26 protein-coding genes are annotated in these 26,421 nt (G+C 71.1%); 10 read left to right on the forward strand and 16 right to left on the reverse strand.

From position 1 onward, the window contains the following. The first annotated feature begins 181 nt into the window (after positions 1 to 181). Complete coding sequence (locus tag ACIA5G_RS27245) at positions 182 to 760, forward strand: helix-turn-helix domain-containing protein (RefSeq protein WP_395928053.1); 579 nt, start codon at positions 182 to 184, stop codon at positions 758 to 760. Here the strand turns inward: ACIA5G_RS27245 and ACIA5G_RS27250 are convergent. From ACIA5G_RS27250 to ACIA5G_RS27260, 3 genes are all read right to left on the reverse strand, one after another. After that, entirely contained in the window at positions 757 to 1,176 is a 420-nt protein-coding gene (locus tag ACIA5G_RS27250; RefSeq protein ID WP_395928055.1) for a GFA family protein, read from the reverse strand. The two genes, ACIA5G_RS27245 and ACIA5G_RS27250, sit on opposite strands and share 4 nt — an antisense overlap. 16 nt (positions 1,177 to 1,192) lie before the next feature. Then, entirely contained in the window at positions 1,193 to 2,389 is a 1,197-nt protein-coding gene (locus ACIA5G_RS27255) for an MFS transporter (protein ID WP_395928057.1), read from the reverse strand. Between the two features lie 113 nt (positions 2,390 to 2,502). Further along, positions 2,503 to 3,873: an NAD-dependent succinate-semialdehyde dehydrogenase gene (locus ACIA5G_RS27260; protein WP_395928059.1), complete on the reverse strand. Its 1,371-nt coding sequence runs from the start codon at positions 3,871 to 3,873 to the stop codon at positions 2,503 to 2,505. Between the two features lie 198 nt (positions 3,874 to 4,071). Between ACIA5G_RS27260 and ACIA5G_RS27265 the strand changes: the two genes are divergently transcribed. From ACIA5G_RS27265 to ACIA5G_RS27290, 6 genes are all read left to right on the forward strand, one after another. Then, positions 4,072 to 4,554, forward strand: coding sequence for a (2Fe-2S)-binding protein (locus ACIA5G_RS27265; protein ID WP_395928061.1), 483 nt, complete (start codon positions 4,072 to 4,074; stop codon positions 4,552 to 4,554). Positions 4,555 to 4,558: 4 nt separating this feature from the next. Then, a complete protein-coding gene (locus ACIA5G_RS27270; protein ID WP_395928063.1) occupies positions 4,559 to 5,560 on the forward strand; it encodes an FAD binding domain-containing protein in 1,002 nt (333 codons plus the stop codon). After that, entirely contained in the window at positions 5,557 to 7,746 is a 2,190-nt protein-coding gene (locus ACIA5G_RS27275; protein WP_395928065.1) for a xanthine dehydrogenase family protein molybdopterin-binding subunit, read from the forward strand. The genes ACIA5G_RS27270 and ACIA5G_RS27275 overlap by 4 nt, the downstream gene beginning before the upstream one ends. Beyond that, complete coding sequence (locus ACIA5G_RS27280; protein WP_395928067.1) at positions 7,736 to 8,800, forward strand: hypothetical protein; 1,065 nt, start codon at positions 7,736 to 7,738, stop codon at positions 8,798 to 8,800. Before ACIA5G_RS27275 ends, ACIA5G_RS27280 begins: the two co-directional genes overlap by 11 nt. 76 nt (positions 8,801 to 8,876) lie before the next feature. Continuing rightward, positions 8,877 to 9,881 (forward strand): helix-turn-helix domain-containing protein, encoded by a 1,005-nt coding sequence (locus tag ACIA5G_RS27285; protein WP_395928069.1) that lies wholly within the window; start codon positions 8,877 to 8,879, stop codon positions 9,879 to 9,881. Then, positions 9,808 to 10,815, forward strand: coding sequence for an amidohydrolase family protein (locus tag ACIA5G_RS27290; RefSeq protein ID WP_395928071.1), 1,008 nt, complete (start codon positions 9,808 to 9,810; stop codon positions 10,813 to 10,815). Before ACIA5G_RS27285 ends, ACIA5G_RS27290 begins: the two co-directional genes overlap by 74 nt. 349 nt (positions 10,816 to 11,164) lie before the next feature. Here the strand turns inward: ACIA5G_RS27290 and ACIA5G_RS27295 are convergent, their stop codons facing one another. Both ACIA5G_RS27295 and rlmN read right to left on the reverse strand, forming a co-directional pair. After that, entirely contained in the window at positions 11,165 to 11,437 is a 273-nt protein-coding gene (locus tag ACIA5G_RS27295) for a hypothetical protein (RefSeq protein ID WP_395929235.1), read from the reverse strand. A gap of 34 nt (positions 11,438 to 11,471) precedes the next feature. After that, complete coding sequence (rlmN, locus tag ACIA5G_RS27300) at positions 11,472 to 12,578, reverse strand: 23S rRNA (adenine(2503)-C(2))-methyltransferase RlmN (RefSeq protein WP_395928073.1); 1,107 nt, start codon at positions 12,576 to 12,578, stop codon at positions 11,472 to 11,474. A gap of 126 nt (positions 12,579 to 12,704) precedes the next feature. Between rlmN and ACIA5G_RS27305 the strand changes: the two genes are divergently transcribed. Beyond that, positions 12,705 to 13,301 (forward strand): hypothetical protein, encoded by a 597-nt coding sequence (locus ACIA5G_RS27305; protein ID WP_395928075.1) that lies wholly within the window; start codon positions 12,705 to 12,707, stop codon positions 13,299 to 13,301. On the opposite strand, the gene ACIA5G_RS27310 is transcribed toward ACIA5G_RS27305, so the two are convergent. The 6 genes from ACIA5G_RS27310 to ACIA5G_RS27335 all read right to left on the reverse strand — a co-directional run bounded on the left by ACIA5G_RS27310 (position 13,298) and on the right by ACIA5G_RS27335 (position 20,060). Then, complete coding sequence (locus ACIA5G_RS27310; protein ID WP_395928077.1) at positions 13,298 to 15,601, reverse strand: transketolase-like TK C-terminal-containing protein; 2,304 nt, start codon at positions 15,599 to 15,601, stop codon at positions 13,298 to 13,300. The two genes, ACIA5G_RS27305 and ACIA5G_RS27310, sit on opposite strands and share 4 nt — an antisense overlap. A 107-nt stretch (positions 15,602 to 15,708) precedes the next feature. Next, entirely contained in the window at positions 15,709 to 16,194 is a 486-nt protein-coding gene (locus ACIA5G_RS27315) for an Lrp/AsnC family transcriptional regulator (protein ID WP_395928079.1), read from the reverse strand. 13 nt (positions 16,195 to 16,207) lie between these two features. Beyond that, positions 16,208 to 17,215: an ABC transporter substrate-binding protein gene (locus tag ACIA5G_RS27320; protein ID WP_395928081.1), complete on the reverse strand. Its 1,008-nt coding sequence runs from the start codon at positions 17,213 to 17,215 to the stop codon at positions 16,208 to 16,210. Then, positions 17,205 to 18,017 carry an ABC transporter ATP-binding protein gene (locus tag ACIA5G_RS27325; protein WP_395928083.1) on the reverse strand — a complete coding sequence of 271 codons (813 nt, stop codon included), beginning with the start codon at positions 18,015 to 18,017 and terminating at the stop codon, positions 17,205 to 17,207. The genes ACIA5G_RS27320 and ACIA5G_RS27325 overlap by 11 nt, the downstream gene beginning before the upstream one ends. A 10-nt stretch (positions 18,018 to 18,027) precedes the next feature. Next, positions 18,028 to 19,056 carry a FecCD family ABC transporter permease gene (locus ACIA5G_RS27330; protein WP_395928085.1) on the reverse strand — a complete coding sequence of 343 codons (1,029 nt, stop codon included), beginning with the start codon at positions 19,054 to 19,056 and terminating at the stop codon, positions 18,028 to 18,030. Beyond that, entirely contained in the window at positions 19,053 to 20,060 is a 1,008-nt protein-coding gene (locus ACIA5G_RS27335) for a FecCD family ABC transporter permease (protein WP_395928087.1), read from the reverse strand. Before ACIA5G_RS27335 ends, ACIA5G_RS27330 begins: the two co-directional genes overlap by 4 nt. A gap of 161 nt (positions 20,061 to 20,221) precedes the next feature. On the opposite strand from ACIA5G_RS27335, the gene ACIA5G_RS27340 reads away from it, so the two are divergent. Beyond that, positions 20,222 to 20,848, forward strand: coding sequence for a PadR family transcriptional regulator (locus ACIA5G_RS27340; protein ID WP_395928089.1), 627 nt, complete (start codon positions 20,222 to 20,224; stop codon positions 20,846 to 20,848). Here ACIA5G_RS27340 and ACIA5G_RS27345 read toward each other — a convergent pair. Beyond that, the gene (locus tag ACIA5G_RS27345) at positions 20,785 to 21,597 is read right to left on the reverse strand and encodes a class I SAM-dependent methyltransferase (RefSeq protein ID WP_395928091.1); all 813 of its coding nucleotides are present in this window, start codon (positions 21,595 to 21,597) and stop codon (positions 20,785 to 20,787) included. The two genes, ACIA5G_RS27340 and ACIA5G_RS27345, sit on opposite strands and share 64 nt — an antisense overlap. A gap of 112 nt (positions 21,598 to 21,709) precedes the next feature. On the opposite strand from ACIA5G_RS27345, the gene ACIA5G_RS27350 reads away from it, so the two are divergent. Then, positions 21,710 to 22,555: a VOC family protein gene (locus tag ACIA5G_RS27350; protein ID WP_395928093.1), complete on the forward strand. Its 846-nt coding sequence runs from the start codon at positions 21,710 to 21,712 to the stop codon at positions 22,553 to 22,555. Here ACIA5G_RS27350 and ACIA5G_RS27355 read toward each other — a convergent pair. The 4 genes from ACIA5G_RS27355 to pyrH form a co-directional block, all read right to left on the reverse strand. Beyond that, positions 22,543 to 23,868, reverse strand: coding sequence for an MFS transporter (locus ACIA5G_RS27355; protein WP_395928095.1), 1,326 nt, complete (start codon positions 23,866 to 23,868; stop codon positions 22,543 to 22,545). The genes ACIA5G_RS27350 and ACIA5G_RS27355 overlap by 13 nt on opposite strands. Positions 23,869 to 23,989: 121 nt before the next feature. Further along, positions 23,990 to 24,964 (reverse strand): phosphatidate cytidylyltransferase, encoded by a 975-nt coding sequence (locus ACIA5G_RS27360; RefSeq protein ID WP_395928097.1) that lies wholly within the window; start codon positions 24,962 to 24,964, stop codon positions 23,990 to 23,992. Next, a complete protein-coding gene (gene frr / locus ACIA5G_RS27365) occupies positions 24,964 to 25,521 on the reverse strand; it encodes a ribosome recycling factor (protein WP_247062391.1) in 558 nt (185 codons plus the stop codon). Before frr ends, ACIA5G_RS27360 begins: the two co-directional genes overlap by 1 nt. A 49-nt stretch (positions 25,522 to 25,570) precedes the next feature. Continuing rightward, positions 25,571 to 26,314 (reverse strand): UMP kinase, encoded by a 744-nt coding sequence (gene pyrH, locus ACIA5G_RS27370; RefSeq protein WP_072480944.1) that lies wholly within the window; start codon positions 26,312 to 26,314, stop codon positions 25,571 to 25,573. Positions 26,315 to 26,421 lie beyond the last annotated feature (107 nt).

A 26,421-nucleotide genomic window follows, 5' to 3' on the forward strand; every position in this document is an offset into this window, starting at 1 on the left:
TGGGTGCCCGGGGCCCACCCCCCCTTCTGGGGGTAGGCGGCCACCCCCATAATTTTGGCCGGGGGGGGGGGGGGGGGGCCCCCCCCCCCCAAACCCCCGGGGGGGGGGGGGGGGGGCCCCCCCCCCCCCCCGGCCGGTCCGGCTGCGCTGGCGCGAGCCGGACCGGTTCTCGACCACGCACGTGTTCCTGCCCGCGGGCCTGCTCGAGCGCACCGCGGCCGAGCTTTACGGAGCGGCCGCCGCGCGGCTCGGCTGGCCGGACGCGCCGACCCTCGACGACTCGCTGCTGGCCGCAGTGGCCGGCGGGCTCGGCGAAGCCGCGCTGGCCGGCGCCGACCCGCTCTACGCGGAAACCGCCGGGGCCTACCTGGCCGCGCACCTGGCGACCCGGTACGGCCCGCCGCTCGCCCAGCGTCCGGTCCGGGGCGAGGACCTGCGCGTCCGCCGGGCCATCTCGTACATCCACGACAACCACCACCGGGCGCTCACGCTCACCGACATCGCGGCGGTGGCCACGCTCAGCCCGTTCCACTTCCTCCGTGTGTTCAAGCTGGCGACCGGCCGAACCCCGCACCAGTTCCTCACCACCGTCCGCGTCAACCGGGCCCGGCACCACCTCGAACGCGGTGATCTGTCCGTCACCGACGTCGCCGAGCTGTGCGGCTTCAGTTCACCCGCCCGGCTGACGACGGCGTTCCGGCGCGAGACCGGGGTGTCGCCGAGCACCTACCGGACCACGCGCCGGAACATCGACGCCTAGGGCGCGTCACCCGCGAACCGGGGCCGGCCGCGGTCAGGGGTGATCCAGTCCTGCGCCCGCCGCGACCACACCTCGGCGGCCGGTTCGAGGCCGCTGCGGTCGTCGAGCGTGCCGCCCTTGACGATGATCAGTTCGGGCCGTTCGTGGAGGATCGTGAGGATCGGGGTTCCGCAGTCCCCGCAGAACAACCTGTCCCGGAGCTCGCCGTTCTCGGTTCCCTTGGTCTGGTACGACCTGGGAGTTCCGCTGATCTCGACCGCGTCCCTCGCCACCAGGACATTGAGCGAGAAGGCCGAGCCGGTGTGGCGCTGGCAGTCGTCGCAGTGGCACAGGACGACGGCTTCAGGCTCCCTGTCGAAGCGGTAGCCGACCGCGCCGCACAGACAGTGCCCGGACCTTGTTTCGGTGCTGCTCATTTCCGGTTCTCCTTCTTCACTTGGCTTTTTGCGGGAAGGCATGACGCTTTCCGCCGAAGACCGCGGCGGCCGCCGCGGCCAGCAGGACCAGCGAGGCCCAGGTGAGTGACGAGGCGCCCAGGTCCGCGACCAGCAGTCCCCCGAGGAACCCACCGAGGGCGATGGACGTGGAGAACACCGTGATGGTGATCGACTGGGCGACGTCCGACGCCTCCTTCGTCGCGGTGATCGCCGCGCCGACGAACAGGCTCGGCGAGCTGCCGAACGCCAGGCCCCAGGCCGCCGCGGCCAGGTACACCAGCGCAGGCACCCCGGAGAGCACCGCCAGCACCAGCACGCTCGCCGCGAACAGCACCGTGCTCCCGACGACCAGCTTGCGGAGGTGGCGGTCGATGTGGGAGCCGACCACGACCACGCTCAACACGGACGTGACGCCGAAGGCGAACAGCACCCAGCCGGCCTGGCTCGCCATGCCGGCGGAGCCGAGGAAGTCCGTGATGTAGGTGTAGAGGATGTTGTGCGCGACCATGTACGCGGTCAGGGCGAACAGGATCGTGCGCAGGCCGGGGAGCACCAGGACCTGCCGGACGGTGAAGCGGTCCGTCACCTGCTGTCCCGGCAGGTTCGGCAGCGTCGTGAGCACCCACACCATGGTCAGCCCGATCAGCGCGACCGAGGCCCAGAACGCGGTCTGCCAGCCGCCGAAGCCGCTGAGCCAGGTGCCTAGCGGAATGCCGAGCGCCAGGCCCAGCGGAGTGCCGGCGAGCGCGATGGCGATGGCGCGGCCCTGCCGGCCGTCGGGCGCGAGCCGGGCGGCGTACCCGCCCAGCAGCGGCCAGATCAGCCCGGTGCCCAGGCCGGCGGCGAACCGGATCACCATGGTCAGGGTGTAGCCGGTGGACACCGCGGTCAGCACGTTCGCGACCGCGACGGTGCCGAGCGCCAGCAGCAGCACGTTCCGGCGGGGCCACGCCGAGGTGACGCGCGAGAACGGGATCGCCGCCAGCGCCGTGGCCAGCGCGTAGATCGTCACGATCTGGCCGGTGAGCGCGACGTCGGTGCCCAGCGTCCGGCTGATCTCCGGCAGCAGACCGGCCGGCAGGCATTCGGTGAGAATGCTGATGAACCCGGCCAGGAAGAGGCCGGACAACGCGGCGTGCGGAAGGCGGCCGCGGGTCACCGCGGGCGCGCCTCGGGTAAGTGTTTCGGTCATGCTCCCAAGGTGCGCCGGCGGTGGCGGGTTACCCAGACCCACGCTTTGCCTACGCACCGCGTGCCTACCACTGCCGGGGACAGGCGGTGTTCCCGCCCGTCCCCCGCACCGCGTCACTGCGCGACACGCACCAGCTTGCGGTTCAAGAACTCCCCGATGCCCAGTTCGGACAGTTCACGCCCGAAGCCGGAGTTCTTGACCCCGCCGAACGGAAGGCTCGGCGAATCGACGAAGCACGAGTTGATGTACACCATCCCGGCCTCGAGCCGCGCCGCCACCTCCTGGGCGTGCTCCACGTCGGCGTCGAAGACGTAGCTGCCCAGCCCGAACCGGGTGGCGTTCGCCAGCCGGATCGCTTCCTGCTCGCTGTCCACGACGTAGAAGGACAGTACGGGGCCGAACGCCTCCTCCTGGTAGAGGGGGTTCGTCTCGTCGATGTCGGTGATGATCGTCGGCTCGAGGTAGAACCCCGGGCGATCCACCCGGTGGCCGCCGTGCACGATGCGCGCTCCCCCGGCCTTCGTCTCCGCGATCTGGCCGAGCAGCACGTCCAGCGCGCGTTCACTCGACAGGGGGCCGACCAGGGTGTCCGGGTCCTTCGGGTCGCCCACCTTGATCTCGGCGAAGCGTTCCTTCAACGCCGCAAGCATTTCCTGGCCGCGGTCCCGGCCGACCACGATCACGCGCTTGATGTTGACGCAGCCCTGCCCCGAGTTGTACGTCCGGCCCATCACGACCTGCTCGACCGCGTGGTCCAGCGGCGCGCCCGGCAGGATGAGCGCGGGGTCGCTGCCGCCCAGTTCCAGCACCGCCTTCTTGAGGTTGCGGCCGGCGCGCTCCCCCACTGCCGTCCCGGCCCGTTCACTGCCGGTCAGGGTGACCCCGCGCACGCGGAAGTCGTCGACCAGCGCGGCGATCTGCTCGATGCTGCAGAAGAGGTTCGTGTACGCCCCTTCCGGGGCACCCGCCTCCTCGAACAGCCGCGCGAACGCCAGTGCGCTCTGCGGCACGCTTTCGGCGTGCTTCAGCAGGACCACGTTGCCGGCCACGAGCTGGGACGCGGCCACCCGGGCCAGCTGGTAGTAGGGGAAGTTCCACGGCTCGATGGCCAGGATGACCCCGATGGGTTCGGTGACCAGCTTCGCTCCGGGTTCACCGGGAAGCTGCTGTTCCGCGAGGAATTCCTCGCCCTGCTCGGCGTAGTAGTCCAGGATATCGGCCACGAGGTCGACTTCGAAGTAGCCGAACCGGGTCACCTTCCCCATTTCCAGCGTCAGGTACTCGACGTATTCGTCGCGCTTATCGCGCAGGATCTGCGCGGCTCGCCCGACGATGCGAGCCCGGTCCGCAACGGGCCGGAACTTCCAGTCCTCGCGGTAGAGCCGGTCCGCCTTTTCCAGCGCCGCGAACACTTCCGCGTCCGACTGCAGCTGGTATTCCTTCACCACTTCGCCGGTGGCCGGGTTGATCGACCGAAAACTCATCACCATCTCCTGTTTCTTCGCGACCGTGAGACAAGATCAAGCCTGCTTCGGAACTGCGGTGTCAGCCAGGCATCCGTTCGTCCTACCTCCCGCATGCCTACCACCGGCAGGGACAGGGTCGGGCGACCCGCAAGAAACCGAACGAAGAACCGCAACCAGGCGAAAGCGCGGCCCGACGTCACCTCCTACCGTCGCCGTATGTCCACGAACGACTCGACGCACCCGCTGGCCTGCTCGGTCAACGGCCGCGCCGTCCGGCTCAGACCGGACCCGCGGGAATCGCTGCTCGACGTGCTGCGCGAGCGGCTCGCGCTGACCGGCACGAAGAAGGGCTGCGACCAGGGCCACTGCGGCGCGTGCACGGTCCACGTGGACGGCCGGCGCGTGCTGTCCTGCCTGACCCCCGCCGTCCAGGTCGACGGCCAGGCGGTGACGACCATCGAGGGTGTCACCGGTGACGACGGCGGCCTGCACCCGCTCCAGCAGGCGTTCATCGACAACGACGCGCTGCAGTGCGGCTACTGCACCCCCGGCCAGATCATGTCCGGCATCGCCTGCATCGCCGAGGGGCACACCCGTACCGACGACGAGATCCGCGAGTACCTCAGCGGCAACATCTGCCGCTGCGGCGCGTACGTGGGAATCGTGGCCGCGGTACGCCAGACCGTGGACGGGTCGTGACGTGATGCACGCTTTCACCTACACCGCAACGAAAACCCTGGCCGCCACCCTCGACGCGCTGCGCACCGCGCGGCCCGGGACGAAGATCCTTGCCGGCGGCACCACGCTCTACGACCTGATGAAGCTGGACATCGAAACCCCGCCCGCGGTCATCGACGTGCACCGGCTCGCCGAGCTGAACACCATCGAGGTCGGCGAGGACGAACTGGTCTTCGGGTCCGGGGCGCGCATGGCGGACGTGGCCGATCACCCGGCGATCCGCACGGACTACCCCGGGCTGTCCGAGTCGTTGTGGCGTGCCGCGTCGCAACAGCTGCGGACAATGGCGACCGTCGGCGGAAACCTGTTGCAGCGCACCCGGTGCGCGTACTTCCGCAACGGCTCGGAATTCCCGTGCAACAAGCGGGAGCCCGGCAGCGGCTGCGCGGCCATCGGCGGGCACGACCGCGGCCACGCCCTCCTCGGCGGCAGCGGCTCGTGCGTCGCCACCTACGCCGGCGACTTCGCCATCGCGCTGATCGCCTTCGACGCCGTGGTGGACGTCGCCGGGCCCCGCGGGGAACGCAGTCTTCCGCTGGCCGAGCTGCACGTCGAGCCCGGCGACGACCCGGCCCGCGAACACGTCCTCGAGCCGGACGAGCTCATCGTCCGCATCCGCGTGCCCGCGACGCCGGCCGGGCGCGGCTCCACCTACCTCAAGATCCGCGACCGCGAGTCCTACGCGTTCGCCCTGGCGTCGGCGGCCGTCGGCCTGACCTTCGACGCCGACGGCTTCGTCGACGAGTGCCGGATCGGGCTCGGCGGGGTCGCGACCCGGCCGTGGCGGGCCACCGAGGCCGAACAGGCTTTGCTCGGACGGCGGCTGACTCCAGAGGCGACCCGGCACGCGGGGGAGGTCGCGTTCGCGGGGGCACGACCCGGTGCCGCCAACGGATTCCGCGTCGAACTGGGCATCCGCACCGTCGCCGACGCGCTGCGCACCGCCGGAGAGCGAGCCGTCCGATGACCGCCACCGAAGAGCCGGACACCCGCCGCGTCGACGCCCTCGAGAAGGTCACCGGCCGCGCCCGCTACGCCGCCGACCGCGTGCCCGACGGGATCGCCTACGCGGCCTACGCCACCGCGCGGATCGGCAAGGGACGCATCATTCGCGTCGACACGGCCGCGGCCGAAGCGGTGCCCGGCGTCCGCCTGGTGATCACGAAGTTCGGCCCGGACGATCTGCGCGACGTCGGCTTCCTCATGGCCAACGGCTATGCGGTGCAGAGCCTGCAGCCGCTGCGCGACGACCACATCGCCTACCGCGGCCAGCCGATCGCGCTGGTCGTCGCCGACAACCTGGTCGCCGCGACCGAAGCCGCGCTGGCGATCACGGCCGAGTACAAAACGGAGCCGTTCACGGTCAAGATCGGTGCGGAAGGCGCCGAGACCGTGCTGCAGGAACAGGCGATCCCCGTCCCGGACCTGGCCGACATCCACGTCGGCGACGCGGACGCGGCCTTCGAAGCCAGTCCGGTGCGGATCGCCGAAACTTACGAGCACCCGCCGCAGCACCCGGTGCCGATGGAGCCGTTCGCCACCGTCGTGCACTGGGACGACGGCAAGCTGATCGTGAACGACAGCACGCAGAACGCGGACGCGGTCCGGTTCGGCCTGGCCACCCAGCTCGGCCTGGACCCCGCCGACGTGGAAGTCAGCTCCCCCTACCTCGGCGGCGGGTTCGGCAACAAGAACTCCCTGTACGGCCACCTCGGGCCGATCGCGGTCGCGTCGCGCCGGCTCGGCCGGCCGGTCAAGATGGTGGTGCCCCGGCCCCAGACCTTCCACGTCGGCAGCTTCCGGCCGAACTCGGTGCACCGGGTGCACCTGGGCGCGGACGAGAACGGGCAGCTCCTCGCCGCGATCCACGAGGTCGACCAGCAGACTTCGCGCCACGACCTGTTCATCTCCTTGGCGACGGACGTCTCGTCCCGGCTCTACGCGACGCCGGCGTTCCGCGGCCGGCAGAGCCTCGTGCGCACCGACGTGCAGACCCCCGGGTTCATGCGGTCGCCGTTCGAGAGCCCGGCCATGTTCGCGTTCGAGTCCGCCGTGGACGAACTGGCGCACGCGACCGGCCGCGACCCGGTACAGCTGCGGCTGGCCAACGACGCCGCCGTCGACCCGGTCACCGGCCTGCCGTTCTCCGGCCGGCACCTGGCCGAGTGCCTGCGGCGTGGCGCGGCCCGCTTCGGCTGGGAGAACCGCTCCCCGGAACCGGGCTCGATGGTCGCCGACGACGGTTCGCTCATCGGCTGGGGTGTGGCGGCCGGCTGCTACCCGGGTGGGATGGTCCCGAACATCGCGCACGTGACGGCGAGGGAGGACGGCACCGTCACCGTCGCCGCCGGCGGGCACGAGATGGGCCAGGGCATCCGCTCGGCCATCGCGCTGCTCGTCGCGCGCGACCTGGGCGTGCCGGTGCACCGGGTGGTGGTCGAGGTCGGCGACACCCGCGTCGCCCCGCAGCACCTCACGGCCGGTTCCTGGGGCACCGCGAGCGCGCTGTCGGCGGTCCAGGCCGCCCTCGACGAGCTGCGGAAGGCCCTCGACGTCGCCGGTTCGGGCGACGTGGACATCTCGGCCGCGGTCCGGGCCAAGGGCGAGCCCGAGGTGTGCGCCGAGTCCGCCGTCGTTGCACCCGGCCAGGGCCGGCCGGCCCTCGACCGGCTCAGCGGCGGCCTACTCGCCTTCGCCGGCCCTGTCTACCCCGAGTTCGTCACGTTCAGCTGGGTGGCGCACTTCGTCGAAGTCCGCGTCGAGCCGACCACGCGGCGCATCCGCGTGCCGCGTGTCGTCTCCGTCGTGGACTGCGGCCGGGTGGCCAGCCCGGTCACCGCGGCGAGCCAGGTCCGCGGCGGCGTGGTGTGGGGCATCGGCGAGGCGCTGCGCGAGGAAAGCGCCGTGGACGAGCGGTTCGGTGGCTTCCTCAACACCACGCTCGAGGAGTACCCCGTGCCGGTGAACGCGGACATCCACCGGATCGAGGTCGACTTCATCGACGAACCCGACCTGACGTTCAACCCGGTCGGCATGAAGGGCGCCGGCGAGGTCGCCATGGTCGGCTCGGCGGCCGCCATCGCGAACGCCGTCTTCCACGCGACCGGCCGCCGCGTGCGCCGGCTGCCGATCCGGCTCGAAGATGTCCTCTGAGGACAGACCGGCGGTCAGCCGGCCGGACGCGCTCAGCCCGGCCGCGCTGGCCGATGCCCGAAGCCACCAGCCGCGGCGGGGGCTGATCGGCCTGGCGTTCGTCGTCCCCGTGACGGTGCTGCTGTCCGTCGGCGCGGGCGGAGCCCACCACTCGCTGGTCCTTTTCGGACCGCTGATCATCTTCGCGCTGCCGATCATGGCGGTGGTCGCGTTCTGGTGGGAGGACTGGCCCGGCACGCTGCTCCCGCGACCCTGGTCTGGCCCGACCGACACCGCCCTCGTCGTGGCCGGCGGCCTGGTGCTGGCCGCGCTGGGCCAGCTCATCGTCCACGGACCTGACCTGATCGGGGTGTTCGCGCCGAGCGCGGAACACCCCGGCCTCGATCCGGCCGCGAACTCGCTGTCCGGCAGCATCTTCACGATCGTCCTGCAGCTCACCCTGGTCTGCGAACGCCGGCCCCTGAACCGGCTCGGCCGCCTTCCGGCCGGGCTCACGGCCGTGGCGCTGTGCTGGGTGCTCGGCCTCGTCGCCTGGCTGGCCGTGGTGCACTCACACGCGATCGAATCCGAGGAGTACGGCGCTTGGTTCACCTCGATCGGCGCGTGGCAGATGCTCTTCTGGGTCGCGCTGCGCGGCTGGCCGTTCGCGCGGATCGGCCGGACGCGGCTGCGGCTGATGCTCGGCAACGTCGTCGTGGTCGCCTGCGGGTGGGGCGCCTACCTGCTCGCCGCCGGCGTCCTCGGCTGGCCAGGGGTCCGGATCACCGCGACCGCCGGGACCGCCGTCGGCTGCGTCCTGCTGGTGACCATGCTGTTCGAGGCCTGGCCGGCGATCCGGCTGACCCCCGCACCCGGCCGCACCCTCGCCGTGGCGATCGAGCTGATCCTCACCGCACTGCTGGTGTGGCTGCTGCCCAAGCTCGCGCGGGCGCTCGACGTGCCCGCCGCGCGCGAGTGGAGCTGGACCACGCACGTCATGCTCAACGCGCTGAGCACCGCGGTGATCCTGCACGTCGCGGTGTGGAAGCGGTGGCCCGTGCGGGACGACGGGTGACACCCGGACGGGCGTCGTCGCTGCCTGCTACTGCCAAGGACAGGCTCGGGGGCGGTTCCCGCGCGATACTGGAGACATGGCCACCCCTCCCGATCCCGTGATCGCGCCGGTCGACCCGCGCGCGGAGCTGAGCGAGTTCCTGCGCAGCCGCCGGGCCCGGCTGCAGCCCTCCGACGTCGGGCTGCCCGAGTACGGCCGTCGTCGCCGGGTGCCGGGTTTGCGGCGGGAAGAGCTGGCTCAGCTCGCCGGCGTCTCCGTCGCGTACTACACGCGTCTGGAGCAGGGCAACGGCCGCAACGTCTCGCTGGAAGTGCTGAACGCGATTTCGTCCGCTCTCAAGCTCTCGGAGACGGAGCACGCCCACCTGCTGCACCTCACGAAGCCCGGGCCGAGGCGGCGTTCCGCGCCCCAACGTCAACACGTGCGGCCGGTGCTCCTGCAGATGCTGAGCGCGATGGAGAGCGTGCCCGCCTACGTCTGGGGCCGCCGTACGGACGTCCTCGCCTGGAATCGGACAGCCTCTGCACTCTTCGGCGACTGGGCCGCCCGCGACCCGCGGGACCGCAACTGGGCCCGGATCGTCTTCCTCGACCCCGCGTCCCGCGACCTGTTCCCCGACTGGCGCAGAAAGGCCGCCGACGTCGTCGGCCAACTGCGGCTGGACTCCGGCCGGCACCCGGACGACCCCCTGCTGGCCGAACTGGTCGGCGAGCTGTCGGTCAAGAGCGACGACTTCCGCACCATGTGGGCCGCCCACGACGTCAAGCGGAAGACCCACGACACGATGCGGCTTCAGCACCCGCTCGTCGGGCCGCTGACCGTCCACTACGAAACGTTCAGCCTCCCCGGCGACCAGGACCAAGCCTTGTCGATCTACCACGCGGAACCCGCCTCCCCCTCGGAAGAAGCGCTGCGCCTGCTCGCCAGCTGGGGAACCGACGCCGCATGGGTCGGCAGCGGAGGATCCGGGGGGTCACCTTTCCCGTCGCACGAGTCAGAGGCCTTCCATGCGCATCATCACCCTCGAGGAGCACTTCGCCGAGCCGGCGATCACGGCGCTGTCGGCGAAGAAAATTCTTGAGCTGAGCCCGGGTTTCGCCACCGCATACGCCGCCGGCAGCGGGCTGCCGTACGCGCCGTCCTCAGAAGTCCTGGCGGACATCGGCGCGGCACGGGTGGCGGACATGGATCGCACCGGCATCACGATGCAGGTGCTCTCGTGCCAAACCGCGTTCCTGCCACCCGACGTCGCCCCGGCGCTGACTCGCGCCGCGAACGACCGCGCTGCCGAGGCGATGCGCAGCTTCCCCGGCCGGTTCTCCGCGTTCGCCGCGTTGCCCACAGCCGTGCCCGAGATCGCCGCCGGGGAACTGCGGCGCTGCGTCTCCGAACTGGACTTCGTCGGCACCATGATCATGGGCCGCACCGACGACGAGTTCCTCGACCGGCCACGGTTCGATCCCATCCTGCGCACCGCGGCGGAGCTGGGCGTCCCCCTCTACCTGCACCCGGCCCCACCGCCGCGAGCGACGAGCGCGGAAAACTACGACGGCCTCTCGCCCCAGGTCACCGCCCGGCTGCAGACCGCGGCCTGGGGCTGGCACCAGGAAACCGCGGTCCACTTCCTCCACTTGACCCTTTCCGGCGTCCTCGACCGCTACCCGGATCTGCAGTTCATCCTGGGGCATTGGGGCGAGATGATCCCGTTCTACCTCGACCGGATCGACGAGGCCCTTCCCCCACGGATCACGGGACTCGACCGGACGTTCCGCGAATACTTCGCCGACAACGTCTTCATCACTCCGAGCGGCATGTTCAGCCACGCCCAGCTGCGGTACTGCATCGACACCGTCGGCGCCGACCGGATTCTCCACGCCGTCGACTACCCGTTCATCGGCAACGACGGGGCGGCAGCTTTCCTCGAGGAGGCGACCATCTCCGAGGCGGACAGGGCGAAAATCGCGCACCACAACGCCGAGCACCTGCTCGCGCTCGGCGGCACGGCCCCGAACTGACACCGGGCAGGCTGCACGAAGCGCTCGTTGTTCAGCCCTGCCGTGTCACGAAGGCTTCCTGCGCCTGGTAGTACACCTTGACGACCGCCTTGATGACGGGTCACGCCACTTGGCGCGCGCTCGCTGTCACCCAAAGCGATGGCGGCATCATCCAGCGCGGTCGCTTCCGCCGAGATTTGGCGTCGCAACCGTCCTCGAGCATCGCGAATCGCTGAATCACGGTGCAGCGAATGAGCCGCACCATCGATGGGCCTATGCACAAGCGGCGCCGGGTGATGCCGGCGACGGATCGGCCCGCAGTAGTTGGCCGCTGCCGTGCCAACTCACCGCTGGCCTGGCTCCACGATGGTCAGCCGGCGAGCCACGGAGCGAGCAGCTTCTCCAGGTCAGCATCCGACAGCGCCCGCGGGCCACCGTGGAACTCGTGCCACCGCGACGCGTCACACGCCGCGGTGTACTCGACCTCGAACGCCCGCATCAACACGTACATGAACGTCACCGAGCTGAACCGCTCACCCAACAACGTCCGCGCCTCGCGCGCCACCTCAGTAGCGCCGCGACCGCACACGTCCCCGAGCCGAAGCTCGTCCGCAGCCGGGTCCAGCAGGCTGGGGGCATACATCACGACGAACTCTCCAACATCGAAACGAACAAAATCAGCCTTCAGCAGCCAGCTGACCACAGGCAGCCGCGATATCCTGGCCCCGGGTGTCCCGCACCGTGCAGGCTACTCCGCCGGCGTTGACCAGCCGCACGAACTCCCGCTCCACCGGCTTCGGCGACGCGTCCCACTTCGACCCCGGCGTCGGGTTCAGCGGAATGACGTTCACGTGCACCAGCTGACCCAGGTGCTTACGCAACCGCTTCGCCAGCAGCTCCGCCCGCCACGGCTGGTCGTTGATGTCCCGAATGAGCGCGTATTCGATCGAGACCCGGCGCCCGGAGGTGTCGGCGTAGTACCGCGCCGCCGACAGGACCTCGTCCACCGACCACCGCTCGTTCACCGGCACCAGCGTGTCCCGCAGCTCGTCGTCCGGCGTGTGCAACGACACCGCCAGCCGCACCTGCATCTTCTCGTCCGCCAGCTTCCGGATCGCCGGCGCCAGACCCACCGTCGACACCGTCACCGACCGCTGCCCGATGCCCAGCCCGCCCGGAGCCGGATCGGTGATGCGCCGGACCGCCGCCACCACGCGCTTGTAGTTGGCCAGGGGCTCACCCATGCCCATGAAAACGATGTTGGACAGCCGGCCGGGCCCACCCGGCATCGTGCCGTCGCGCATGACCGCCGCGGCCGAGCGGACCTGGTCCACGATCTCCGCCGTCGACAGGTTGCGGTCGAGGCCACCCTGGCCGGTCGCGCAGAACGGGCACGCCATGCCGCAGCCGGCCTGGCTCGAAATGCACAGCGTCGCGCGGTCCGGGTAGCGCATCAGGACGCTCTCCAGGAGCGTGCCGTCGTGCGCGCGCCAGAGCGTCTTGCGCGTCGCGCCCTTGTCGGCCTCCAGCGCGCGGACCTCGGTCAGCAACGTCGGCATCAACGACTCGACGAGCCGGGAGCGCGAAGCCGCCGGGATGTCGGTCATCTCCGCCGGGTCGACCGTCAGGCGCGAGAAGTAGTGGTTCGACAGCTGCTTCGCGCGGAAGGGCTTCTCCCCCAGCTCGGCCACCGCGGCGGCCCGCTCGGCAGCCGAGAGGTCGGCGAGGTGGCGCGGCGGCAAGCCACGCTTGGGCGCGTCGAAGACGAGGGGAAGGGCAGTCATAACCTAGCCAGTGTCCCACGCGCCCTCCGGCCGCGCCCGGGCCACCCTGGCCGGGTGTACCCCAGGTCACGGGCGAAACCGGGAGGGGCGTTCGTGAGTCCAAGGGCGGACGAAAGAGGTGAGCCCGTGTCCTTCCGGCACATCGTCGTGGCCGTCGCGGCCGTGTTGAGCGCTGCGGCCTGCAGCACGTCGACCGCGGGGCAGGCGCAGCCCGTGCCGACGGTGACGAAGGCCGCGGGGCCGCAGCTCGTCGTCGGGACCCTGCACGTGGCCCTGCCGGTCGGCGCGAAGTACACCACTCGCACTGACGACGGCCTGCTCGACGGGTGCATCAGCGAAGGCACCGTCGTCTGCGAAGCGCGGTTGCTGGACCTGCGCGAAGCGACTTCGGACCCGAACGCGCCCATCAACCTCCCGAGCGCGAAGCGGCCCTTCGGCTGGTACACCGGCACCGACGTGCCGACGTGCATCACCGCCGCTTCGCCGCCGGGTCAGGCCGCGGTGGCCACCGGCAGCAACCTGCTCGAGTCCGGGTTCGCGCCGGTCGGCCCGAAGAAGGCCGAGTACGGCCGCTGGCAGGTCACCTGCGAGGACGAGACGCAGAACAACCAGGTCCGCATGTGGTGGCTGCCGACGAGCAAGATCCTCGTTGTCCAGTACGGGTCGTTCCCCGGCTGGGACGACAAGATGAACACCATGCTCGCCGGCGCGACGTTCTCCTAGGCGACCACGTCGAGCGCCGCGCGGATGATCGCGTCGGCGTTGATGCCGTGGTAGCGGTAGACCTCCTCGAGCGACCCCGACTGGCCGAAGCCCGTGACGCCCAGCGCTACCGACGGCACCCGGTTGATCCCGGCGAGGAACGCCAGCGTGTGCGGGTGGCCGTCGAGCACCGTGACCAGCGGCCGCGCCCGGGACGCCGGGAAGACCTGGTCGAGGATCCACGCCTGGGCGCTCCCCTGCCCGGACCGCGCCTGGGCCGCCTCGAACAGCAGGCCCGGGCTGGTCACGCAGACGACGTCGGCCTCGACGCCGACCTGGGCCAGCCGCTCGGCCGCCGCCAGGGTGTCCGGCACCAGCGCGCCCATCGCGGCCAGCGTGACGGCCGGCGACGAAGCACGCCGCAGTAGGTACGCGCCCGCGACGACCTGACGGCGACGGCGTTCGCGGGCGGCCGGGTCGGCGGGCACGTCGGCCAGGGTCTGGTCGACGGGACGGGTCGAGAGCCGGAAGTACGCCGACGTGCCGCCCGGCTTGCCGAGCCGGCCGAGCGCCGCCAGCAGCGTCCATTCGGTGTCGATCGCGAACGCCGGTTCGTAGCTGGTGCAGCCGGGCTGTTCGATGCCGATCGAGGGGGTGGTGATCGACTGGTGCGCGCCGCCTTCCGGGGCGAGCGTGACGCCGGACGGCGTGCCGATCAGGATCGACTGCCCGCCCGCGTAGATCCCGAACGACCACGGCTCCAGCGCCCGCTCGACGAACGGGTCGTACATGACGCCGATCGGCAGCAGCGGCTCGCCCCAGCGGCTCCAGGTCGCGCCGAGCTCGCCGAGCAGGCCGACCAGGTTCGTCTCGGCGATGCCCAGCTCGACGTGCTGGCCGGTGGGCTTCTCCCGCCAGTGCATGATCGTCTCGGGGTCGTCCTCGAACCAGTCGCGGCGCTCGGTCGCCGACCAGACGCCGACCTTGTTGACCCAGCCGCCGAGGTTGGTCGTCGAGCTGACATCGGGGCTGACCGTCACGACGCGCTTCGCCGCTTCGGGAGCTTCGCGCGTCAGGTCGAGCAGAACGCGCCCCAGTGCGGCCTGCGTAGTCGCGGTCCCGGACGGAGTACGTCCGATGTCGACCGGCAGCTCCAGCGAAGGCGCCGAAGGGACGTCCGGACGGCGAAGGCGCGAAGCAACTTCAGCGCACAACGCGGCTTCGGACGACCCGTCCGCGAAGCCCTCCCACGGCGAAGCGAGGTCCGTCCCCAGCGACGATGCCAGCTCCTCCATCTGCGCAGCGGTCAGCAGCGAAGAGTGGTTCTGCGGATGTCCCTGCGTCGGCAGGCCGCGGCCCTTGACGGTGTAGGCGAAGATGACGGTCGGACGACTGTCCGAAATGGACTCGAAGACTTCGTCGAGCGAGCCGAGGTCGTGGCCGCCGAGGTTCCGGATCGCGGCCAGCAGCGTCTCGTCGTCCAGCGACGCCACCAAGCCGGCCAGTGCGGAGTCACCCGCGGGAAGCCGGTCGCGCAGCTGGGCGGCGTCACACCGCAGCAGCCGCTGGTACTCCGGGTTCGGCATCGCGTCGATCCGCGCGCGCAGCTCGGCGCCGCCGGGCCGGGTGAACAGCTCCTCCAGCAGCCGCCCGTACTTCAGCGTCAGCACCTGCCAGCCGGCCGCGTCGAACATGCCCTGCAGCCGCCCGGCCGCGATGTTCGGCACGACGCGGTCCAGCGACTGGCGGTTGAGGTCGACGATCCAGACGATCTCGCCCAGCTCGGCCACCGCCGGGTCGAGGATGGCCTCCCAGATCGCGCCCTCGTCCAGCTCGGCGTCGCCGACCAGCGAGTACTGCCGCCCGGTACCGGCGGAAGAGCCCCGCGTCGTCAGGTAACGGCGGGCCAGCGCGCCCCAGATCGGCGCGGTCGCGCCGATGCCGACCGAGCCGGTCGAGTAGTCCACCGGGTCCGGGTCCTTCGCGCGGCTCGGGTAGCTCTGCAGCCCGCCGAACTCGCGCAACGTCGGCAGGTACGCCTCGTCCAGCTCGCCGAGCAGGTAGTTGATCGCGTGGAGCACCGGCGACGCGTGCGGCTTCACCGAGACGCGGTCCTCGGGTCGCAGGTGGCGGAACCACAGCGACGTCATGATCGACACCAGCGACGCGCACGACGCCTGGTGCCCGCCGACCTTGAGCCCGGACGGGTTGGGGCGGACCCGGTTGGCCTGGTGCACGATCGCCGTGGCGAGCCACAGCACCCGCTGCTCGATCGAGGCGAGTGTGCCGGTCGCCTGAGCGGACGGGGAGACCTGGGTCATCGTCGACACCTTTCGTGCAGGAAGCGCCCACCAGGACAGCACCAGTGGACGCATCGCACAACCGATGTCACCGTGACTGCGCAGAATGCACACCACGGAAGGACGGCTCAGGCCTCCGGGTGCGCAGAATGCGCACGCTCCAGCAGGGGTGTCAGCCGGTACGGGACGAGCTCGCGCATGACGAGCGAGATGTTCGTCCGCTCCACGCCCGGCGACGCGAGGATGCGCCCGGCGATCCGGTAGAGGTCGTCGGCGTCGACCGCCACGACCTGCACCATCAGGTCGCTCGCCCCGGTCAGCCCGCAGACCTCGGTGACCTCGGGGATCTCGGCCAGTGCGTCCGCGATCTCGGCGAGGCGCCGCTGGTCGACCTGCGCGTTGACGAACGCCCGCAGCGGGTAGCCCAGCCGCGCCGGGTCGATGCGGCGCTCGAACGACCTGAGCACCCCGCGCTGCTCCAGCCGCGTGAGCCGGGCCTGCACCGTGTTGCGGGACAGGCCCAGCCGCTCGGCCAGTGCGACCGCCGTGGACCGGGGGTCCTCCCCCAGCGCCTGCAGCAGGCGCGCGTCGATCTCGTCGATGGTTTCCGGCACGCCGCGAATCTTCTCAGCCGAGGTACTTCTTCAGGTCGTCGAGGACCTGCATCGCCCCGATCGGGCCGAGGCCGAGGAACCACACCGAGTCGTCGACCCGGATCGCGTGGTTCGCCTTGACCGCGCTCAGCCCGGCCCACAGCCCGCTGCTCGTGACGGCCTTCTCGTCCGCGCCCGGCCCCGCGCCCAGGCTGGAGTAGAAGATCCAGTCGGCGTCGGCCTCGTCGATGCGTTCTCTCGAGATCTGCGCGGCGAGCTCGTTCATGTCCTGGTTCGCCGGCCGTGCCAGACCGGTGTCCTTGAGGATGACGCCGATGAACGACAGGTTGCCGTAGAGCCGGATACCGGTGGAGTGGAACCGCAGCAGCGAGATCTTCGGCGTGCCCTTGACCGCGGCCTTCACCTCGTCGGCGCGCTTCTGGTAGTCGTTCAGCAGTCCGGTCGCCTGCGTCTCCGCCCCCAGCGAAGCGCCGATCAGGAGCAGGTTCTCCTTCCACGGGAACCCGGGCCGGATGCTGAACACCGTCGGCGCGATCTTCGACAGCTGCGGGTAGAGGTCGTTGGCGCGCAGCTTGCTGCCGAGGATCAGGTCCGGGTTCAGCGCGGCGATCGCCTCGAGGTTGAGGTTGCTGACCCCGCCGATCGCCGGGATGCCCTTGGCGCGGCCGGCGAGGTAGGCCGGCACGTCGTTCTGCCCGGCGTTGGTGGCCATGCCGACCGGCGTGATGCCGAGCGCGAGGACGTCGTCCAGCTCACCGCTGTCGAGCACCACGACCCGCGTGGGCTTCTTCTCCAGCTTGGTCTTGCCCAGCGCGTGCGTGACGGTCCGCGGGAAGACGCCGGGCCCGGCGTCCGCGCCGAGCTTCGCGGTCTCGGTGTCCGCGGTCGAGAACAGCCGGCCGCCGGTGGCGACGTCCTGGTCGCCGACACCGGACGTGCTCGGCCTTTCCGGCCGGCCGCAGGCGGCGAGCAGCGTGACGGCCGCGAGCGCGGCGGCCAGTCGCGTCCACTTAGGACTCATGAGGGCTTCCTTCCGGGGTGGCCCGCCGGCGGCCGATCGGGACGACCATGGGGGTGCGGGAAACGGGGTCTTCGATGATGCGGCAGGGCATGCCGAAGACGTCGGCGACGAGGTCGGCGGTGAGGATCTCGGCGGGCGCGCCCTCGGCGGCGATCCGGCCGTCCTTCATCGCGATCAGGTGATCGCCGTAGCGGGCGGCCAGGTTGAGGTCGTGCAGGACGATGACGATCGTGCGGCCGTCCTCGGCGTTCAGCTCGGAGAGCAGGTCGAGGACCTCGACCTGGTGGGCGATGTCGAGGAACGTCGTGGGCTCGTCGAGCAGCAGCATCGGCGTCCGCTGCGCCAGCGCCATGGCGATCCAGACGCGCTGGCGCTGCCCGCCCGAAAGCTCGTCGACGGCGCGGCCGGCCAGCTCGACGGTGTCGGTCGCGAGCATCGCCTTCGCGACGGCGTCGTCGTCCTCGTCGCTCCAGCGGCGGAAGACACCCTGGTGCGGGTAGCGGCCGCGGCCGACGAGGTCGGCGACGGTGATGCCCTCGGGCGCGGTCGGCGACTGCGGCAGCAGGCCGAGCACGGTGGCGACGTCCTTGCTGCGCAACGTCGTGATGCCCTTGCCGTCGAGGTAGACGGCGCCGGCGGTCGGCGTGAGCAGCCGCGCCAGGCCGCGCAGGAGTGTCGACTTCCCGCACGCGTTGGTCCCGACGATCATCGTCACGCGACCCTCGGGAATGCGTACGGACAGGTCCTTGACCACGCGCAGCGGCCCGTAGCCGAGGTCGAGGTGTTCGGTGTGCAGTGTCATGGCGTTCCCCTCACACTCGCCCGGCCCGGTTGGCGGTGCCCAGGAGCCACAGCAGGTACGGCGCGCCCACGGCGCCGGTGACCACGCCGACCGGCAGCTGCTCGCCGAGCAGGTGCTGGGCCACGAAGTCGCCGAGCAGCACCACGAGCGCGCCGGTCAGCGCAGCGGGCAGGAGGCCCGCGCGGGCGCCGCCGACGAGCCGGGTCGCGATCGGGTTGGCCACGAACGCGACGAACGAAATCGGGCCGGCGGCCGCGGTCGCGAAGGCGGCGAGGGCGACGGCGACCAGCAGCAGGGCCAGGCGGCTGCGTTCGACGCGCAGGCCGAGCCCGGCGGCGGTGTCGTCGCCCAGCTGCAGCCCGGTGAGCGCCCGGCTCTGGACGAGCGCCGCCGGCAGCAGGACGACGAGCGCGGCGGCCAGGGGGACGGCGTGGTCCCAGGTGCGGGCGTTGAGGTTGCCGGTCAGCCAGATCAGGGCCTGCTGTGCGAGCGCGACGTCGGCCCAGGTCATCAGGTACGAGACGACGCTGGTGAGCACCGCGCCGACCCCGACGCCGACGAGCACCAGCCGGTAGCCGTGCACACCGCCGCGCCGGGAGAGCAGGTAGATCGTGGCGCCGGTGAGCAGCGCGCCGGCCAGCGCCGCGGCCGAGACCACCGTGCCCGCGGCGCCGAAGAGCACGATCGCCACGACCGCCGCCGCGCTCGCGCCCTGCGTCACGCCGATGACGTCCGGACTGGCCAGCGGATTGCGCAGCAGGCGTTGGAAGAGCGCACCGGACATGCCGAACGCGAGGCCGACCAGGAGGCCCGTGACCGCGCGCGGCAGGCGGAGTTCCGTGACGACGTAAGCGGCGCGGCCGGCACCGTCACCGCCGAAAACGAGGCCGGGCAGGTCGCCGAGCGGCACCGGGAAGTCGCCGACCGCCAGGGAAAGCGCGAAGACCACGACGATCGCGACGAAGAGCAGCAGCGACACCGAGCGGGCCCGGACCGCCCCGCGGCGGCGCACGGCGACGACCACCTCGACGGCGTTCACACCGCCACGACCTTCCGGCGGCGCACCAGGACCACGAACACGGGCGCGCCGACGAGCGCGGTGATGATCCCGACCTGGACCTCGGCCGGGCGCGCGACCACGCGGCCGACGACGTCGGAAACCAGCAGGAGCAGCGGTGCGAGCAACGCGGAGTACGGCAGGAGCCACCGGTGGTCGGGCCCGGTGACCAGCCGGGCGGCGTGCGGCACGGTCAGCCCGACAAATCCGATCGGCCCGGCGATCGCCGTCGCCGAACCGCACAGGACCACCACGGCCAGCGCGCACACCAGCCGCGCCACCGGCACGTTCTGGCCGAGCGAGCGGGCGACGTCCTCGCCGAGGGCGAGCGCGTTGAGCAGCCGGGCGGCGACCAGCGCGAGCACCACGCCGACGACCACGAACGGCACCGCCTGGCTGACGGTCGTCGCGTCCCGGCCGGTCAGCGAGCCGACCTGCCAGAACCGGTACTGGTCGAACGTCGTGGCGTCGGTGAGCAGCAGCGCGCTGGTCACCGAAGCCAGGGCCGCCGTCACCGCGGCCCCGGCCAGGGCGAGCTTCACCGGTGTCGCCCCCGCCCGGCCGAGGGAGCTCACGCCGTAGACGACAGCTCCGGCGGCCGCGGCGCCCGCGAAGCCGAACCAGACGTAACCGCCGACGCTGGTGATGCCGAACGTGCCGATGCCGAGCACGACGAACAGCGCCGCACCGGCGTTGACGCCGAGCAGCCCCGGGTCGGCCAGCGGGTTGCGCGTCGCGCCTTGGATGACGGCGCCGGACAGGCCCAGCGCGACACCGGCGAGCACTCCGGCGAGCGTGCGCGGGAGCCGGAGCTCGCGGACCACGAGGTGGTCGGGGTTCGCCGGGTCGAAGTGGAAGAGCGCGTCGAGCACGGTGCCCGGGGCGAGGCCGCGGGTGCCGACGGCGACGCTGAGCAGCACGGCGGCGACCAGAGCCGCGGCGAGGACCAGCAGCCCGGCCGTCAGCGGGAGCGAGCGGGTCCGCACGGGTCGTTACCTTTGCTAACAGGTGTTTAGGCTTGCCTAATCTATGGCGCGGCACTTGAAGGCTCAAGCTCCGTGAGCGGTATCACCGGACCGAGGTTGCCATCCGACTGTTTCCGATATATCGTGAACGTGTCGCAACAGTTCGAGAAAGGAACACAGACATGCGTAGGCAACGACACCCCTTCGCCCACGAGCGTGGGCGCGCACCTTTTGGCCCCTTCGGTGGTTTCGGCGAGTTCCCCCCGGGCTTCGGCCCTGGTGGTGGACGCGGTCGCGGCCACGGACCGGGCAGGCGGGGTCACGGTGGACGGCGCAGCCGCCGCGGTGACGTCCGCGCCGCGATCCTGGCGCTGCTCGCCGAGCAGCCCCGGCACGGCTACGAGATCATCCGCGAGATCGGCGAGCGCTCCGGCGGCTTCTGGCGCCCGAGCCCCGGCTCGGTCTACCCGACACTGCAGCTGCTGGCCGACGAAGGCCTGGTCATCAGCAAGGACGAGCACGGCAAGAAGCTCTTCGAGCTGACCGACGCCGGCCGCACCGCCGCGGAAGAGCAGGACAGCACCCCGCCGTGGGAGCACATCGCCCAGGACGTCGACGCGTCCGAGGTCGGGCTGGCCAAGGCCGGCAAGAACCTGGCCGCCGCCGTCGTGCAGATCATGCGCGCGGGCACCGAGAGCCAGCAGGCCCGCGCGGCCGAGGTGCTCAACGACGCCCGGCGCTCGCTCTACGGCATCTTGGGCGAAGACGAGGACGAGTCCTCGGCTCCTTCCGACGAGACCGCAGAGTGACCTGGCAGGACGAGGCCGGTGGGCTTGACCCGCGTGTGCACGCGGTAGCCCACCGGCAGCGTCAGGTCTTCGCCGCGATTCCCGTTACGCTGCAAGGACTCCGTGATCGCCTGTTCGGCAACGGGCTTGCTGAACTCGATCTTCAGCACGGCTTCGAGGTCCGCGGCGGTCGCGAAGCGCCACTCGGTGGCCACGCGGCGGCAGCCGAACCCGGCCCGGGCGAAGAACCGCTCGACGGCGGCCGGATCGTAGTGCGGTAGGTCCGCACGCATCCAGCCGCCGTAGGGCTCGCTGGTCACGTCGAGGTCGACGATCAGGATCACCCCGCCCGGCCGCAGCACCCGGTCGGCTTCGGCCAGCCCGGGCTCGCAGCCGGGCCCGAAGAAGTACGCCGTGCGCGCGTGGACGACGTCGACACTCGCGCTGCGGACCGGCAGCCGCTGGGCCCGGCCCAGCTTCACCTCCACGTTCGGCAGGCCGTCCACCCGCTTCACCGCGTCCCGCACCAACGGCTCGTGCGGCTCCACGCCGAGCACCGAACGCGCGTCACGGGCGAAGCGCGGCAGGTGGTACCCGTCCCCGCAGCCGACGTCCAGCACGTCCCGGCCGGCCCAGTCGAACTCCTCGCGCAGCACGCGCCAGATCTCGCCGCCGACGTCCTGCGCCCGGTTCTCCAGCTCGTAATCGGCCTGGTAGTACCAGATGTTCGGACTCGGCACGACTTCCGCGCGCCGCGACGACCACCGCACCGCTGCTCCTTCCGGGGCTCATCTCGCCGGCAGTGATTTTCCGGCGACGAAATCTTGGCGGAAACCTTACGGATCACGCCTAGAATTCGGTGGGTCTCGGGAGGAGCACTTCATGGCATTCGGCCCGTCCAGTACCCCGTCCCCGGTCCCGGCCGGAATTCCGTGCTGGATCGAGCTGGCCTGCCGCGAGCAGGCCATCGCGGAAAGATTCTACGGTGCCCTCTTCGGCTGGACGTACGCCACTCAGCGAGATCCGGCGACGTCCGACGGGCGGTACGCCATCGCAACGCTCAACAGCGTTCCCGTCGGCGGGCTCTACCGCGCCGCGCAGGGTGCGCCGCTGGGCTGGATGCCGCACATCTCCGTGCCGCACACGGCAAGTGCGGCCGAATGGGTGGAACACCTCGGCGGCCGGCTGACCCTCGGCCCGATGCCGATCCCCCAGCGCGGCACGATCCTGCACGCCTACGACGCGTGCGGCGCGCCGGTGGTGTTCTGGGAGGTCCCGCCGGACTGGGAGTTCGTCACCGGGATCCCCAACACCTTCAGCGGCGCGGACCTCAACACCCACGACGGCGTCGCGGCGGATCACTTCTACACCAAGCTCTTCAACTACTCCAGCCACCAGATCGGCGACGGCGAATCGCTCGACTACGCCGAATGGCTCATCGAGCACGAGCCCGTGCTGTACCGCTACGTGATGGGTTCGGAGTACCGGCTCGAAACGCCACCGCACTGGCTCGTGTACTTCGACATCGACCCCGCCCGCGGCGTCGACGCGGTTGCGGGCGAGGCGCTCATGAACGGCGGCACCGTCGTGATCCAGCCCTACGACACCCCGTTCGGCCGGATGTCGATCCTCGCCGACCCGGAAGGCGCCGTCTTCGCCGTGATCGACCACTCGCGCGTCGCCGAAGGCTGGGGCCGCGCCGAGGTCGACGACCCCTACGACGACTGACGCACGAGGAGCGCCAGCCCCGCGACCAGCGCGTACCCGGCCGCCACCAGCCACATCCCGGCGGCCGGGAGCAGCGCGCCGACCAGCGCGACCCCGATCGCGCCGCCGGTCTGGCGCGACGCGTTGAGCACGCCGGCGGCCAGCCCGGCCTTGCCCGGCAAGGAGTTCATCGCCAGCGACGTCATCGCGGGCATCGCCAGCGAACAGCAGCCGAAGACGACCGAGACCACAACGAACACCACGAGCGCGCGGTCCGCGGGCAACAGCGCGAAGCCGACCGAACCGGCGAGCCCGGCCAGCGCACCCGCGACCATCGGCACCCGCGGGCCGAAGCGGCCGGTGAGGCGTCCGCTGAAGAACGCGTTCAGCCCGACCACCAGCGTCAGCGGCACCAGCGCGAGCCCGGCGGCGAGCGCGCCGAGCGACCAGGCGCGTTGCAGGTACAGCGCCAGGCAGAAGAGCGTGCCGTAGAGGCAGAAGTTGAACAGGCCGCCGATCCCGGTCGCCACCGCGAAGTTCCCGATCTTCAAGATCTTCAGCGGGAGCACGGGTTCCCGGACGCGCTTCTCCACCACCACGAACACCACACCGGCCACGGCTCCCCCGGCCACCAGGGTGAGGGTCGCCGGCGCGGACCAGCCGGCGTGCCCGGACTCGATGAACCCGGCGACGAACCCCGCGAGTGACGCCGTGCCGAGGATCTGGCCGGCGAAGTCGAGCCGGGTCGAGGGGTGGCGCGGCGGTTCCACGACCGCACGTCGGGTCAGGACGATGGCGACGATCCCGACCGGGACGTTGACCGCAAAGACCAGGCGCCAGTCGGCGAGGCCGACCGCGAGCCCGCCGAGCACCGGCCCGGCGGCGAGCCCGGCCCCGCTCATGCCACCCCACACCCCGAGGGCGTGGGCTCGCTCCCGCGCGTCCGGGAACTGGTGGACGATCAGCGCCAGCGACGACGGCAGCAGCGCCGCGGCGCCCGCGCCCTGCACGGCCCGCGCCGCGATCAGCCACGTCGCCGAGCCGGCCAGCGCGCAGGCGATGGACGCGAGAACGAAGACGGCGACGCCCACTTCGAAGACGCGTCGTGAACCCCACCGGTCCCCGGCGGCGCCCCAGGTGAGCAGGAACGCGGCCAGCGTGACGGTGTAGGCGTCGACGACCCACTGCAGCGCGGCTGTCGACGGCTCGCCGAAGTCGGCGCCGATCGCCGGGAGCGCGAGGTTCACGATGGTCGCGTCGAGCGCGATCATCAGGAAGCCCAGGCAGACGGCGGCGAGCGCGAGCCTGGCCGGGGCACGGGTTTCGGCGGGCATACCCCGAGTGAAACCCGGGGACACTTCGGCGGTCCACGAACCATCACCTATCGCTGGTAGGCGGAACCTCCCACCGCAGGTGGGTGGGGCCGGGCGGGTGACCGCCCGAGACCGATCCCACTCAGCCCAGCGGCACGAACGCCGAGAGCAGCAGCCAGGACACCACGGCCGAGGGCAGCAGCGAGTCGAGGCGGTCCATGATCCCGCCGTGCCCGGGCAGCAGCGTGCCCATGTCCTTGACGCCGAGGTCGCGCTTGATCAGCGACTCGACGAGGTCGCCCAGGGTCGCGGTGAGCACGATCGCGACACCGAAGATCACGCCCTGCCAGACGTGGCCGTCCAGCAGCAGGCTGAGGGTCAGCGCGCCGGCCACCACGCCGCCGACCAGGGAACCCGCGAAGCCTTCCCAGGTCTTCTTCGGGCTGATGCTCGGCGCCATCGGGTGCTTGCCGCCGAGGACGCCGGCGATGTACCCGCCGGTGTCCGACGCGACCACGCCGATCAGGAAGGTGAGCACGCGCCCGACGCCGTCCGAAGGTGGCACGAGCATCGCCGCGAACGCGCCGAACAGCGGCAGGTAGGCGGCGGCGAACGTCGACGCGCTGATGTCGCGCAGGTAGCCCTTCGCGCCGCCGGGCAGGCGCCACAGCAGGCAGGCGAGCACGGTGAGGACGAACGCGGTGAGCGCGCCCTCCCGGCCGAACGGCCAGGCCAGCCAGATCATCGCCTGGCCACCGACCAGCACCGGGATCATCGCGACCCGGATGTCGGCGACCCGGCGCAGCACCCCGGCGAACTCGAAGGTGCCGACCGCGATCGCGATCGCGATGATCCCGATGAACAGGAACCGGACGGTGAGCAGGGAAACGATGATCGCGGCGCCGAGCAGCAGCCCGACCCCGATGGCCGCGGGCAGGTTCCGGCCCGCCTTGGAGGCCTTCTTGGCTTCGGGGGAAGCCTCGGCCGGCGCCGTTCCCTCCGGAGCAGCCGATGCCGGCTCGCCGGCCACGGCCGGTTCCGGTGTCCCGGGACCGGCCGCCGGTTCTTCGCCGGCGCCGTCCACCCGGTCTTCGCGTTCCTCGCTCACCTGTGCCATCAGACCTCGAGCAGCTCGGCTTCCTTGTGCTTGACCAGCTCGTCGACCTTGTGCGAGTACGTGTCGGTGAGGTTCTGCAGCTCCTTCTCCGCGCGCACGACCTCGTCTTCGCCCGCTTCGCCGTCCTTGCCGATGCGGTCGAGCTCTTCCTTGGCCTTGCGGCGGATGCTGCGGATGGTCACCCGCGCGTCCTCACCCTTGCCCTTGGCGACCTTGACCATCTCCTTGCGCCGCTCTTCGGTGAGCTGCGGGATGACGATCCGGATGACCTGGCCGTCGTTGCTCGGGTTGACCCCGAGGTCGGACTCGCGGATGGCCTTCTCGATGGCGTTGAGCTGGGTCTGGTCGTAGGGCTTGATCAGCGCCATCCGGGCTTCCGGCACGTTGACGCTGGCCAGCTGGTTCAGCGGGGTCGGCGCGCCGTAGTACTCGACCACGATGCGCGAGAACATCGACGAAGTGGCCCGGCCGGTGCGCACCGACGTCAGGTCGTCCTTGGCGACGGACACCGCTTTTTCCATCTTCTCCTCGGCATCGAGGAGGGTCTCGTCGATCACGGCTACTCCCGTTGTTGTGATGGTGTGGCCCTGGCTGATCCCAGCAGGTCTAGGCAGGTACCCCGTCGGCGGGGGTGCTGACCAGTGTGCCGATTCTTTCACCACTCACCGCGCGGGCGATGTTCCCCTCGGTGAGCAGGTTGAACACGATGATCGGCATGTTGTTGTCCATGCAGAGGCTGAACGCCGTCGCGTCGGCGACCTTGAGGTCCCGCTCCAGCACCTCGCGGTGGGTGATCTCGCGGAACATCTCGGCGGTCGGGTCGCTCTTCGGGTCCGCGGTGTAGACGCCGTCGACGGCCTTCGCCATCAGCACGGCCTCGCAGCCCAGCTCGAGCGCGCGCTGCGCGGCCGCGGTGTCGGTGGAGAAGTACGGCATGCCGACCCCGGCGCCGAAGATCACGACGCGCCCCTTCTCCAGGTGCCGCTCGGCGCGGCGCGGGATGTAGGGCTCGGCGACCTGGCCCATCGTGATGGCGGTCTGCACGCGGGTGGGCAGGCCCTCCTTCTCCAGGAAGTCCTGCAGCGCCAGGCAGTTCATCACGGTGCCCAGCATCGCCATGTAGTCGGCGCGGTCACGGTCCATGCCGCGCTGCGAGAGCTCGGCGCCCCGGAAGTAGTTGCCACCGCCGATCACGACGGCGACCTGGACGCCGGTGCGGGCGACGTCGGCGATCTGCTGCGCGACCGAGTGGACGACATCCGGATCGACGCCGATCGAACCACCGCCGAACATCTCGCCGCCCAGCTTCAGCAGCACCCGCCGGTAGCCACCTTCGACCCGGTCACCCATCTATGTCGCCTCCTAGGCCCCTCGACCGCTGTTTCTTCTTCAGACCTGACAGTGCCCCGTCCCCGATGGACGGAGACGGGGCACTGGGTGGAACCTACGCCCGGACC

This window comes from Amycolatopsis sp. NPDC051758, assembly GCF_044453095.1.
GTDB lineage: Bacteria > Actinomycetota > Actinomycetes > Mycobacteriales > Pseudonocardiaceae > Amycolatopsis.